Raw genomic sequence first — 13,090 nt, forward strand, 5'->3', positions numbered from 1 at the left:
ATCATCCTGATGTTCGTTTCTCGTGTCGGCGTCCTGTCGACAGAGATAGAATCCGCTATTCCGCTTCGTCTTACAACCCACCAGGGGAGCGTTGTAAGACGTAAGAAAGCCCTATAAAAGCTGCGATAAACAGCTAATCCATTGAAAAACAGCGTGATATTAATCTTAATTAAATGAGGTAATACTGAATGTTCCAGCGATCTCTCACAAACCTTGTAAGAGATCTCTCACACGCGCTGTAGCATTATGGATTACAGAAGAGGCTCAAGTCGGGTAAGGAAATCCGCAAGTGAAGGGGCGAGGGTCTCGCGATTGCGGGTGCCGATGGTCTCTTTAATCACTTCGCCAGACAGGTTACAGACGGAAATCACATCCAGGTCACTGTCGAGTGTAGCAATAAAGAGCGTCGGAGAAAGCTTAAGGCGTTTTTGCGTGACCAGATGACCAATCAGGTTTTCCTGAACACGCTGCAGATCGTCTTCGCTCCAGGTCTGCAACAGCGTCAGCGTCAAATCACCCAAGCGAGCGGGCATATCCCCTGCAAATTGCGTGACGTAAAACGCGTGAACCGCTGGTTGTACCACAATGTCCATAGCCCGTTCAACCGCATTTACATTTTGCCCGGCGGTACTCGGCTTCGGCTGCCAGATAACATAATCATCCTGAGAAGAGATAATGCACGGTGACGGTACGCCATATAATTCAGCACTTTGCGGCCACGTTCCATGCTTTTCATGCCACGCATCGCAATAGCGGGTCGTGAAGGTAGTAAGGGCATTTGCAGTTTCGATGTCCACCGATTTCTCTCTTCTTGTAAGACAGGATAAACTCAGCCCATAAGTGTACCTGTAAAGTGGCTATGAAACATGTCTTACGAAAATCATCAGGCGTTAACCGGCTTAACGCTGGGTAAATCGACCGATTACCGCGATACCTACGATGCAAGCCTGCTGCAGGGTGTTCCGCGCAGCCTGAACCGCGATCCTCTGGGATTGCACGCGGACGCGCTGCCGTTCGTGGGCGGCGATATCTGGACGCTGTATGAAATCTCCTGGCTCAACGCGCGCGGCCTGCCGCAAGTGGCGGTCGGACACGTTGAGCTGGATTACGCCAGCCAGAATCTGGTGGAATCCAAGAGCTTTAAGCTCTATCTCAACAGTTTCAACCAGACCAAATTTAATCACTGGGATGAGGTTCAGCAGACGCTGGAACGCGATTTAACCGCCTGTGCTCAGGGTCAGGTCAGCGTTTCGCTGTACCGCCTGCACGAACTGGAAGGGCAGCCGATCGCCCACTTCAACGGAACCTGCATCGACGATCAGGATATCGAGGTGGAGAATTATGAATTCAGCGCCGATTACCTCGAAAACGCGGCGAGCGGCAAAGTGGTTGAAGAGACGCTGGTCAGCCATCTGCTGAAATCCAACTGTCTGATTACCCACCAGCCGGACTGGGGTTCGGTACAGATCCAGTATCGCGGCCCGAAAATCGATCGCGAAAAGCTGCTGCGCTATCTGGTGTCGTTCCGCCATCACAACGAATTCCACGAGCAGTGCGTGGAGCGTATTTTTAGTGATATCCAGCGTTTCTGCCAGCCAGAGAAGTTGAGCGTTTACGCGCGCTATACCCGACGTGGTGGGCTGGACATTAACCCGTGGCGCACCAACACTGATTTTGTGCCAGCGACGGGTCGCCTGGTACGTCAATAATATAAATTTTTTCACAATATGCGGGCGGTATTCCGCCCGAAGTGTTGTGAAACCTCACACGCCAGGGCTATTGTAATCAAAGGGAATGACGATAATCGTCCCATAAGGAGCTCACTTGATTACACATATTAGCCCGCTTGGCTCAATGGATATGTTGTCGCAGCTGGAAGTGGACATGCTTAAACGCACGGCCAGCAGCGATTTGTATCAATTGTTTCGTAACTGTTCACTTGCCGTACTGAACTCCGGAAGCCTGACAGATAACAGTAAAGAACTGCTGTCCCGCTTCGAAAGCTTTGATATCAACGTGCTGCGCCGCGAGCGCGGCGTGAAACTGGAAGTGATCAACCCGCCAGAAGAGGCCTTTGTTGACGGGCGTATCATTCGTTCCCTTCAGGCCAACCTGTTTGCCGTACTGCGTGACATCCTGTTTGTTAACGGGCAGATCCACAACGCAGGCCGTTTCCAGCATCTCGATCTGGAAAGCTCGGTCCATATTACCAACCTGGTATTCTCTATTCTGCGCAACGCACGTGCCCTGCACGTTGGCGAAGCCCCGAACATGGTGGTCTGCTGGGGCGGTCACTCGATTAACGAAACCGAATATCTCTATGCCCGCCGGGTAGGAACGCAGCTTGGCCTGCGTGAGCTGAATATCTGTACCGGCTGTGGTCCAGGGGCAATGGAAGCGCCAATGAAAGGTGCCGCGGTGGGTCATGCGCAGCAGCGTTACAAAGAGGGTCGGTTTATCGGCATGACCGAGCCGTCAATCATTGCCGCTGAGCCGCCTAACCCACTGGTGAACGAGCTGATTATCATGCCGGATATCGAGAAACGCCTGGAGGCGTTTGTCCGTATCGCGCACGGTATTATCATCTTCCCGGGCGGCGTGGGCACGGCGGAAGAGCTGCTCTATCTGCTGGGTATTCTGATGAACCCGGCCAACAAAGATCAGGTTCTGCCGCTGATCCTGACCGGGCCAAAAGAGAGCGCAGACTACTTCCGCGTGCTGGACGAGTTTATCGTGCATACGCTGGGAGAAACCGCGCGTCGTCACTACCGCATCATCATCGATGACGCGGCGGAAGTGGCGCGTCAGATGAAAAAAGCGATGCCGCTGGTGAAAGAGAATCGTCGTGATACCGGCGATGCTTACAGCTTCAACTGGTCAATTCGTATTGCGCCCGATCTGCAGATCCCGTTTGAGCCTACCCATGAAAATATGGCGAACCTCAAACTTTACCCGGACCAGCCGGTGGAAGTGCTGGCTGCCGATCTGCGTCGCGCCTTCTCCGGGATTGTCGCGGGGAACGTGAAAGAGATGGGCATTCGCGCGATTGAGCAGTATGGTCCGTACAAGATCCACGGTGACCGGGAGATGATGCGTCGCATGGATGACATGCTTCAGGGCTTTGTGGCCCAACACCGTATGAAGTTGCCGGGCTCAGCCTATATTCCGTGCTACGAAATCTGCACGTAACGGTTGGTCTGTTGTCGTTAAAGCCGGGACGCCCTGTTGTGCGTCCCGGCTTTTTTATTACCGAATCAATTCATAGATATCACTTATGTCTTTAACAAACTCGCCGCAAACGCAAACGATTACCTCGCATTAGCAACCGCAAATTATCAGCCTTAATCTAAATTACCCGCCAGAAAATCCTAAAAAGCCATTTCTTTACAGCAAAAGACACCTATCTCGCAGGCCGCCCTTTTAGCTTACATGTCGTTGGTGATAGCCTGCGCGCGCGTAAATTCTCTTTGATGTTTTTTTAACAGATAAATGGTCTAAAGATGCCCACTTCATAAGTGGATTATTGCATTTGGGATCAGGATCACTGATAGATTCATAACGAGAATGTATCTTTCCGCCCGCCAATAGTTACGGGCGAAAATTATTAAAAAACCGTCACTGAACGAATTTCATATTACCGTCAGGCACTTTTTCATCGGATTTGACTAGAAACCTGACAATTTGCTTCCTCCAGGAGATATAGATGGAAACCACTCAAACCAGCACCGTTGCTTCGATTGAATCCCGAAGTGGTTGGCGCAAAACGGATACCATGTGGATGCTTGGCCTTTACGGCACAGCAATCGGCGCTGGTGTACTGTTTCTTCCTATCAACGCAGGCGTCGGCGGTCTGATTCCGCTGATCATCATGGCCATCATCGCCTTCCCGATGACCTACTTCGCACACCGCGGTCTGACCCGCTTCGTGCTGTCCGGTAAAAACCCGGGCGAAGACATCACCGAAGTTGTTGAAGAACACTTCGGCGTGGGTGCAGGTAAACTGATTACCCTGCTCTACTTCTTCGCGATTTATCCCATCCTGCTGGTTTACAGCGTGGCCATCACCAACACCGTTGAAAGCTTCATGTTGCACCAGCTGCACATGACGCCACCACCGCGTGCCATCCTGTCTCTGATCCTGATTGTCGGCATGATGACCATCGTGCGCTTCGGTGAGCAGATGATTGTGAAAGCCATGAGCGTGCTGGTATTCCCGTTTGTCGCAGCACTGATGCTGCTGGCCTGCTACCTGATCCCACAGTGGAACGGTGCCGCACTGGAAACGCTGTCCCTGAGCAGCGCGTCTGCAACCGGTAACGGCCTGCTGATGACCCTGTGGCTGGCAATCCCGGTCATGGTCTTCTCCTTCAACCACTCCCCGATCATCTCCTCTTTCGCGGTGGCGAAACGTGAAGAGTACGGTAATGGCGCTGAGAAGAAGTGCTCCAGCATCCTGGCTCGCGCTCACATCATGATGGTGCTGACCGTGATGTTCTTCGTCTTCAGCTGCGTACTGAGCCTCTCCCCGGCAGACCTGGCGGCAGCGAAAGATCAGAACATCTCTATTCTGTCTTACCTGGCGAACCACTTTAACGCACCGCTGATTGCGTGGATGGCACCGATCATCGCGATGATCGCCATCACCAAATCCTTCCTGGGCCACTACCTGGGCGCACGCGAAGGCTTCAACGGTATGGTGATTAAATCTCTGCGTGGTAAAGGCAAGAGCATTGAAATCAGCAAGCTGAATAAAATCACAGCGCTGTTCATGCTGCTCACCACCTGGGCGGTAGCGACCCTGAACCCAAGCATCCTGGGTATGATTGAAACGCTGGGTGGCCCGGTCATCGCGATGATTCTGTTCCTGATGCCGATGTATGCGATTCAGAAAGTGCCAGCCATGCGTAAGTACAGCGGCCATGTGAGTAATGTCTTCGTGGTTATCATGGGTCTTATCGCTATCTCTGCGATCTTCTACTCCCTGTACACCATGTTCTGATTGTCACCCGCGCCGTCTTCGGACGGCGCACTCCTCCCTCTCTGACTGAAAGCAATGGACGCATCATGATTAGCGTATTCGATATCTTCAAAATCGGTATTGGTCCTTCCAGCTCTCACACCGTCGGACCAATGAAAGCCGGTAAGCAGTTCACGGACGACTTGATTGCACGCGGCATCTTGCATGACGTTACCCGCGTGGTTGTCGATGTTTACGGTTCCCTTTCTCTGACCGGGAAAGGCCACCATACCGATATCGCCATTATCATGGGCCTGGCGGGGAACCTGCCGGATACCGTTGATATTGATGCGATCCCTGGCTTCATCCAGGATGTGAACACCCACGGTCGTTTGCTGCTGGCGAACGGTGAGCATGAGGTTGAATTCCCGGTTGACCATTGCATGAATTTCCATGCGGACAACCTGTCGCTGCACGAAAACGGCATGCGCATTACCGCGCTGGCCGGCGACAAAGCGGTTTACAGCCAGACGTATTACTCTATCGGCGGCGGTTTTATCGTCGACGAAGACCACTTTGGTCAAACCAGTACCTCTTCTGTTGAAGTGCCGTATCCGTACAAAACGGCGGCGGATCTTCAGCGTCACTGCCAGGAGACGGGGCTTTCCCTCTCTGGTCTGATGATGAAAAACGAGCTGGCCCTTCACAGCAAAGAGGAACTTGAACAGCACTTCACCAGCGTCTGGGAAGTGATGCGCGGCGGTATTGAGCGCGGGATCACTACCGAAGGCGTTCTGCCTGGCAAGCTTCGCGTACCGCGTCGTGCGGCGGCGCTGCGCCGTATGCTGGTGAGCACCGACAAAACGACTACCGACCCCATGGCCGTCGTGGACTGGATTAACATGTTTGCCCTGGCGGTGAATGAAGAGAACGCCGCAGGGGGCCGCGTGGTCACCGCGCCGACCAACGGCGCATGCGGTATCGTTCCGGCCGTGCTGGCGTACTACGACAAGTTTATCCGTGAGGTCAACGCCAACTCTCTGGCGCGCTACCTGCTGGTCGCCAGCGCGATTGGTTCTCTGTATAAGATGAACGCGTCGATTTCCGGTGCGGAAGTGGGCTGCCAGGGTGAAGTCGGCGTGGCCTGCTCCATGGCGGCGGCGGGTCTGGCTGAACTGCTGGGCGCGAGCCCGGCTCAGGTGTGCATTGCGGCGGAAATCGGCATGGAGCATAACCTGGGTCTGACCTGTGACCCGGTTGCCGGGCAGGTACAGGTACCGTGCATCGAGCGTAACGCGATCGCCTCCGTGAAGGCGGTGAACGCGGCACGTATGGCCCTGCGCCGCACCAGCGAACCGCGCGTCTGCCTCGATAAAGTTATCGAAACCATGTACGAAACAGGCAAAGATATGAACGCCAAATACCGCGAAACCTCTCGCGGCGGCCTGGCGATGAAGATCGTGACCTGCGATTAAGCCTCTCAGGAAGCCTCGTTTTGCGAGGCTTCTTCCTGTTTTCCCTCACGCTATTCGTTTCAACCCGCTGACAGTGATACCCTTTACCCATTAGCTTTAAGGGAGATTATCTGTGGCTATTCATTTACTTATCGTCGACGCGCTCAACCTGATTCGCCGTATCCATGCGGTACAGGGCACGCCCTGTAAGGACACTTGCCTGCACGCGCTGGAGCAGCTTATTCGCCATAGCGAACCTACCCATGCAGTGGCGGTGTTTGATGACGAAGCGCGGAACAGCGGCTGGCGACACCAGCGTCTCCCTGACTACAAGGCCGGACGCGCGCCGATGCCGGACGACCTGCATGCCGAAATGCCCGTTATTCGCGCGGCCTTTGAACAACGCGGCGTTCCCTGCTGGGGCGCACACGGCAACGAAGCGGACGATCTGGCCGCGACGCTTGCGGTCAAGGTAGCGAGTGCCGGACATCAGGCCACTATCGTTTCAACGGACAAAGGCTACTGCCAGCTTCTCTCTCCCACCATCCGTATCCGCGATTACTTCCAGAAACGCTGGCTGGACGCGCCATTTATTGCCAGCGAGTTTGGCGTCTCACCAGATCAACTGCCTGACTACTGGGGACTGGCGGGGATTAGCAGCTCGAAGGTACCGGGGGTCGCGGGTATCGGGCCGAAGAGCGCCGCCCAGCTGCTGACAGATTTTCAGAGTCTGGAGGGGATATACGCCAGGCTGGATGACGTGCCGGAAAAATGGCGCAAAAAGCTGGAGGCGCACAAAGAGATGGCGTTTATATGTCGGGATGTGGCGACGTTACAGACGGATTTACAGCTGGACGGGAATTTGCAGCAGTTGCGGTTAGAGCGTTAAACGGTTCACGGTTTTGTTGGCCCGGCAAGCACAGCGCCACCGGGCAAAACAAAGCGCGCGCTATCGCTCGTCGCGACGCCCGCCTACGGCCGCCCACCAGCGACGAATATGTACCGTCACCTCTTCGCGATCGTGATACAGCTGACGCGCCTGGATCTCCACGTTAATACCGTGCTCATCCAGTTGCGCCTGGATGTAGGCCAGGTTCTGAGAGACCTCCTCGTAGCGCTTTTTCATCGGCAGCTTGAGGTTGAAAATGGTCTCGCGGCACCAGCCGTTCACCAGCCAGGAGGCCATCAGCGCGGCCACTTTTGCTGGCTTCTCAACCATGTCGCACACCATCCAGGAGATGTTGTTACGGGTCGGACGATAGCGGAAACCGTCTTCACGCAGCCAGGTTACCTGCCCGGTGTCCATCAGGCTTTGCGCCATTGGACCGTTATCGACAGACGATACCCACATATTGCGTTTCACCAGCTGATAGGTCCAGCCGCCCGGGCACGCGCCAAGATCGACGGCATACATACCGTTAGCCAGACGCTCGTCCCACTCATCGGCCGGGATAAAGACGTGGAAGGCCTCTTCCAGCTTCAGGGTTGAGCGGCTCGGTGCATCCGACGGGAACTTCAGACGCGGGATCCCCATATAGAATGGCGAATTATTGTTGGTATACGAATAGCCGGCATAACAGCAGCCCGGAGCGATAAAGAAGATGTGTACTACCGGACGCTTCGGCGTTTCGTAGTTCGTCAGCACCCCCGCATCACGCAGCGCCGCGCGCAGCGGCACGGTAAATTTGCGGCAGAACTTCATCAGCTCTTTACTTTCGTTAGTATCCGCCACTTCCACGCGCAGATCGCCGCCCTTCTCCACTACGCCCTGCAGCATGCCGACAATTGGCGTGATGCGGTCTTCCGGGGGAAGGTCTTTCAACAGCTCACCCGCCACAAACATCTGACGAGCGAAAATCAACGAGCTAAACGGCAGTTCGCGCGCCAGCTTATCCGCATCTTCGGGCTGATAGCATTCAAAGACCACATAGCCCGCATTCTCTTTCACGCGGGCAAAGCCGAAGACGTCGCGCTTCGCCGCTTTATCGGTAATTTCCGCGGCGCACTCTTTCTCAAACCCCGGGCGACAATATAAAACAACTTTATTCATGAACAACGCCCTTGCGTTTCAGACGGATAGCTCCGATAAACATTAATACCCACCCCACCAGGAAGCTGACGCCGCCGACGGGTGTAACAAACGCCCACAGGCGCAGATGTGAAAGTGCCAGACAGTAGAGGCTGCCGCTGAACAGCACTGTACCCAGCGCCAGAAAAACGCTGCTCCAGTAAAACCAGATGCTGATCCGACGCTGCATCGCCACCGCCAGTCCGAAAATAGCCAGCGTATGGAACGCCTGGTATTCAAGGCCGGTCTGGATCCAGCCCATCTCGACAGCACCCAACGACTTACTCAATACATGTGCGCCAAAGGCGCCCAGTGCAACAAAAATAAAGCCACTCACCGCGGCAAAAATAAGCATGAATCGGCTGGTCATGTTTAAGTCCTGAATTAATGCGTGCCCGGCACACAAACGTTATTGTTCATACCTGAAGCGGAATTTCTCTTGCTCGCTTGCCGCCTTTGCCAGTATCCACTGCCGGAAGGCGGCTATTTTACCCAGTTCTGCCTGACTGTCATGACAAACCAGATAAAATGCATTTTTGCTGACCAGTACGTCATTAAACGGGCAAACCAGACGGCCTGCCTCAATTTCGGACTGCGCCATCACGTTGTTAGCCAACGCCACTCCCTGCCCGTGAATGGCAGCCTGTAGCACCATCGCACTGTGGCTAAAAATGGGCCCCTGCTGCACGTTTATATGACTTAGACCTAATTGACGGGTATACGTTTGCCAGTCGCGGCGAGAGGCATCATGTAAAAGCGTATGCTGCGCCAGGTCAGCGGGGGTCTTCAGCGCTTTATCGCCCGTTAACAGCAGAGGCGAGCAGACCGGCAGCAGATATTCTGCGTATAATTTCTCGACACGCAAGCCCGGCCAGTTACCTCGACCGTAAAAAATGGCGACATCCACATCATCGGCCAGCTTGTCTTCCTGACGATCCACCGCCTGGATTCGAACGTCGATCCCCGGATAAGCTGAGTTAAAGCTTGAGAGTCTTGGCACCAGCCACTGAATGGCAAAACTGGGCAATAAACTGACAGTCAGGGCACCTTTTGCACTGCGGGCCTGCAGCTTGCGCGTGGCTTCCGTGAGCTGGGAAAAAATCTCTTTAATATCCTGAAAATAGCTCTGCCCCTCTTCAGTCAACAGCAATGAACGATTGCGTCGACGAAATAGCTTAAGGCCCAGGAAATCCTCCAGAGACTTGATTTGGTGACTTACTGCGGCCTGTGTCACAAAAAGCTCATCTGCCGCACGGGTGAAGCTGAGGTGACGTGCTGCTGCATCAAAAACGCGTAATGCATTAAGGGGTGGCAATCGCTTTGACATGGTTATCTGGCTTAGATGTTAACTGAATTTAACAAATAGGAAACAACGTTTAACCTATTAGTTTTTTTTATCTGAGCCATTATAATTTGTCCGTTGAGGAACTACCAGCAAATACCTATAGTGGCGGCACTTCCTGAGCCGGAACGAAGAGCTTTTTTCGGAATGCGTGTTCTGAAGGGCTTTTGGCTTACGGTTGTGATGTTGTGTTGTTGTGTTTGCAATTGGTCTGCGATTCAGACCACGGTAGCAACGCTACCAATTTTTCACTTCCTGTACATTTACCCTGTCTGTCCATAGTGATTAATGTAGCACCGCCAACTTGCGGTGCTTTTTTTTCGCCTGCGATCGGTTAATGCTCGATCTCTTTCATCTCTTTCACGTCCGTGCGGTTGATCTGCTGCTTGTTCCCGTTCGCATCTTTATACGAAATCATCCCGGTATCGTTATCGGTTGTCGGTTTCCCTTCCGAAACGATGGAACGACCATCGTTGGTATGCATCACGTAGTTGTTACCAGAACAGGCGCTCAGGGCAAAAGTAAACGCACAGGCAGAAATGATTGCAGCTGTCTTATTCATGATTATTCTCCTTTAGCAATTAATGCTATTCAAACCTCGATTTATAACAGGCTAAAACATCCGCCTAACACTATTTAGCATAACCTGCTTTTACGAGGTCGCCAGGATAAGCAGACGAATCTGATAGATATCAACCTCCTTGCCCTGCCGCTGAAATTGCGCGACGATCGCGTTATTGATATGAGGAGTCCCATGAACGCTTTCAGTCCTGCGCAGTTTCGCGCACAGTTCCCGGCGCTGGCCGATGCCGGTGTTTACCTTGATAGCGCCGCCACCGCTTTGAAGCCCCAGGCGGTGATTGACGCGACGCAGCAGTTCTACAGCCTGAGCGCCGGGAACGTGCATCGCAGTCAGTTTGCCGAAGCGCAGCGCTTAACCGCGCGCTACGAAGCCGCACGCGATCAGGTTGCACGCCTGATCAATGCTGAAAGCGGAAAAAGTATCGTCTGGACGCGCGGCACGACCGAAGCCATTAACATGGTGGCTCAGTGCTATGCCCGCCCACGGCTGCAGGCAGGAGATGAAATCATCGTCAGCGAGGCGGAACACCACGCTAACCTGGTGCCGTGGCTGATGGTGGCCGAGCAAACGGGGGCGCAGATTGTCAAACTTCCGTTGGGTGCAGACTTCCTGCCTGATGTGGCACGTTTGCCCGAGCTGATTACCCCACGCAGCCGCATCCTGGCGTTGGGGCAGATGTCCAACGTCACCGGTGGCTGCCCGGATCTGGCCCGCGCTATTGAGATTGCCCATGCCAGCGGTATGGTGGTGATGGTCGACGGGGCGCAGGGGGTAGTGCATTTCCCGGCTGATGTGCAGGCGCTTGATATCGACTTCTATGCCTTCTCCGGACATAAGCTCTACGGGCCAACCGGCATTGGCGCACTCTACGGCAAGCCGGAACGGCTGGCGCAAATGACGCCGTGGCTCGGGGGCGGCAAAATGATTACCGAGGTGACATTCGACGGCTTCAAAACGCAGGATGTACCTTATCGTCTGGAAGCCGGTACGCCAAACGTGGCGGGCGTGATTGGCTTAAGCGCTGCGCTGGAGTGGCTGACTGAAACAGACATTGTTCAGGCGGAGAGCTGGAGCCGCGGCCTGGCGACGCTGGCAGAAGAAGAACTTAAAAAACGCCCCGGTTTCCGCTCGTTCCGCGTACAAGACTCGAGCCTGCTCGCCTTTGATTTCGCAGGCGTTCATCATAGCGACATGGTGACGCTGCTGGCCGGGTACGGCATTGCCCTGCGGGCAGGACAGCACTGCGCCCAGCCGCTTCTGGCAGCGCTCGGCGTGAGCGGCACCCTGCGCGCCTCGTTTGCGCCGTATAATACTCAAAGCGATGTCGAGGCACTGATTAGCGCCGTTGACCGCGCCCTTGAAATACTGGTGGATTAATGACTCAAGCAGCGTTAGCCGGACATCCGTTCGGCACGGTCATCACAGAAGAGACCTTAAAACAGACCTTCGCTCCCCTCACGCAGTGGGAGGACAAATATCGTCAGCTGATCCTGCTGGGCAAGCAGCTCCCCACGCTTTCAGACGATCTTAAAGCGCAGGCGAAAGAGATCGCTGGCTGCGAGAACCGCGTCTGGCTCGGGTTTAGCGTATCCGGGGAGAAGCTTCACTTCTTCGGCGACAGCGAAGGCCGTATCGTGCGCGGGCTGCTGGCGGTTCTGTTAACCGCAGTGGAAGGGAAAAGCGCGGCAGAATTGTTAGCACATTCGCCGCTAATGTTCTTCGATGAGCTCGGGCTGCGCGCGCAGCTCAGCGCCTCACGCGGTCAGGGTCTGATCGCGCTCAGCGACGCGGTACTGGACGCAGCACGTCAGGCTCAGGCCTGACGTTCCGCCTTCGCCATCATCTTTTTCAGGGCGTGAGAAACCGCCACAAAGCCAAAGGAAGCGGTTACCATGGTGGCCGCCCCAAACCCTGAGGCGCAATCCATACGTTTGGGTCCTTCCGCCGTACTTTTCATTGCGCAGACCGACCCGTCCGCCTGGGGATAGACCAGCGCTTCGGTCGAGAACACGCAGTCAACGCCCAGCTTGCCTTTGCTGTTCTTCACCACGTTAAAGTCGCTTTTCAGGCGTTCACGCAGCTTTGCCGCCAGCGGATCCTGAATGGTTTTCGCCAGGTCGGCGACCTGGATTTGCGTCGGATCGATTTGCCCGCCCGCGCCGCCCGTCGTGACCAGTGGCACCTTGTAGCGACGGCAGTAGGCGATCAGCGCCGCTTTGGGACGCACGCTGTCGATAGCGTCAATCACATAGCTATAGCCTTTGCTCATGTACTCCGCGACGTTATCTGCCGTGACAAAGTCGTCGATCACCGTCACGCGACATTCCGGATTAATGAGACGAATGCGTTCCGCCATCACTTCAGACTTTGCCAGGCCGACGTTATCACGAAGGGCATGGATTTGACGGTTGGTATTGGTGACGCAAACGTCATCCATATCAATCAGCGTGATTGCGCCAATACCGGTTCTCGCCAGCGCCTCTGCCGCCCACGACCCCACACCACCAATGCCCACGACGCAGACATGCGCATCCGCAAACAGCTGCAGGGCTTTTTCACCATAGAGACGTGCCGTGCCGCCAAAACGCTGACGCCAGGCATCGCTGATTACCACAGACATAAAACCTCAGATGTAAAAAGGGTGAGGTTCTTCCTCACCCTGAACAAGTAATCCGTATTGCGCTCA

The 13,090-nt window shown here is 54.6% G+C and carries 13 protein-coding genes; 7 read left to right on the forward strand and 6 right to left on the reverse strand.

Annotation, left to right across the window (positions count from 1 at the left end):
• Positions 1-251: 251 nt before the first annotated feature.
• Entirely contained in the window at positions 252-797 is a 546-nt protein-coding gene (gene syd, locus G0034_RS18315) for a SecY-interacting protein (RefSeq protein WP_047343432.1), read from the reverse strand.
• A gap of 69 nt (positions 798-866) precedes the next feature.
• On the opposite strand from syd, the gene queF reads away from it, so the two are divergent.
• From queF to xni, 5 genes are all read left to right on the forward strand, one after another.
• Complete coding sequence (queF, locus tag G0034_RS18320; protein WP_014885059.1) at positions 867-1,709, forward strand: NADPH-dependent 7-cyano-7-deazaguanine reductase QueF; 843 nt, start codon at positions 867-869, stop codon at positions 1,707-1,709.
• A gap of 115 nt (positions 1,710-1,824) precedes the next feature.
• Positions 1,825-3,189, forward strand: a complete 1,365-nt coding sequence (gene ppnN, locus G0034_RS18325; protein ID WP_014885060.1) for a nucleotide 5'-monophosphate nucleosidase PpnN — start codon at positions 1,825-1,827, stop codon at positions 3,187-3,189.
• 514 nt (positions 3,190-3,703) lie between these two features.
• Positions 3,704-4,999, forward strand: a complete 1,296-nt coding sequence (locus G0034_RS18330) for an HAAAP family serine/threonine permease (RefSeq protein WP_014885061.1) — start codon at positions 3,704-3,706, stop codon at positions 4,997-4,999.
• A gap of 65 nt (positions 5,000-5,064) precedes the next feature.
• Positions 5,065-6,432, forward strand: coding sequence for an L-serine ammonia-lyase II (gene sdaB / locus G0034_RS18335; RefSeq protein ID WP_014885062.1), 1,368 nt, complete (start codon positions 5,065-5,067; stop codon positions 6,430-6,432).
• A 112-nt stretch (positions 6,433-6,544) separates the two neighbouring features.
• The gene (xni, locus tag G0034_RS18340; protein ID WP_179121176.1) at positions 6,545-7,300 is read left to right on the forward strand and encodes a flap endonuclease Xni; all 756 of its coding nucleotides are present in this window, start codon (positions 6,545-6,547) and stop codon (positions 7,298-7,300) included.
• Between the two features lie 60 nt (positions 7,301-7,360).
• On the opposite strand, the gene rlmM is transcribed toward xni, so the two are convergent.
• The 4 genes from rlmM to G0034_RS18360 form a co-directional block, all read right to left on the reverse strand.
• The gene (rlmM, locus tag G0034_RS18345) at positions 7,361-8,461 is read right to left on the reverse strand and encodes a 23S rRNA (cytidine(2498)-2'-O)-methyltransferase RlmM (protein WP_014885064.1); all 1,101 of its coding nucleotides are present in this window, start codon (positions 8,459-8,461) and stop codon (positions 7,361-7,363) included.
• Positions 8,454-8,849 carry a DUF423 domain-containing protein gene (locus tag G0034_RS18350; RefSeq protein ID WP_014885065.1) on the reverse strand — a complete coding sequence of 132 codons (396 nt, stop codon included), beginning with the start codon at positions 8,847-8,849 and terminating at the stop codon, positions 8,454-8,456. The genes rlmM and G0034_RS18350 overlap by 8 nt, the downstream gene beginning before the upstream one ends.
• 39 nt (positions 8,850-8,888) lie before the next feature.
• The gene (gene gcvA / locus G0034_RS18355) at positions 8,889-9,806 is read right to left on the reverse strand and encodes a glycine cleavage system transcriptional regulator GcvA (protein ID WP_014885066.1); all 918 of its coding nucleotides are present in this window, start codon (positions 9,804-9,806) and stop codon (positions 8,889-8,891) included.
• Between the two features lie 349 nt (positions 9,807-10,155).
• Entirely contained in the window at positions 10,156-10,383 is a 228-nt protein-coding gene (locus G0034_RS18360; RefSeq protein WP_008499648.1) for a YgdI/YgdR family lipoprotein, read from the reverse strand.
• A gap of 192 nt (positions 10,384-10,575) precedes the next feature.
• On the opposite strand from G0034_RS18360, the gene csdA reads away from it, so the two are divergent.
• Together csdA and csdE are read left to right on the forward strand one after the other, a co-directional pair.
• Positions 10,576-11,781, forward strand: coding sequence for a cysteine desulfurase CsdA (csdA, locus tag G0034_RS18365; RefSeq protein WP_045134125.1), 1,206 nt, complete (start codon positions 10,576-10,578; stop codon positions 11,779-11,781).
• The gene (gene csdE, locus G0034_RS18370) at positions 11,781-12,227 is read left to right on the forward strand and encodes a cysteine desulfurase sulfur acceptor subunit CsdE (protein WP_014885068.1); all 447 of its coding nucleotides are present in this window, start codon (positions 11,781-11,783) and stop codon (positions 12,225-12,227) included. The genes csdA and csdE overlap by 1 nt, the downstream gene beginning before the upstream one ends.
• Here csdE and tcdA read toward each other — a convergent pair.
• Positions 12,218-13,024 (reverse strand): tRNA cyclic N6-threonylcarbamoyladenosine(37) synthase TcdA, encoded by an 807-nt coding sequence (gene tcdA, locus G0034_RS18375; protein WP_006811804.1) that lies wholly within the window; start codon positions 13,022-13,024, stop codon positions 12,218-12,220. The two genes, csdE and tcdA, sit on opposite strands and share 10 nt — an antisense overlap.
• Positions 13,025-13,090 lie beyond the last annotated feature (66 nt).

It is taken from the genome of Enterobacter sp. T2 (assembly GCF_010692925.1).
Taxonomy (GTDB): Bacteria; Pseudomonadota; Gammaproteobacteria; order Enterobacterales; family Enterobacteriaceae; genus Enterobacter; species Enterobacter kobei.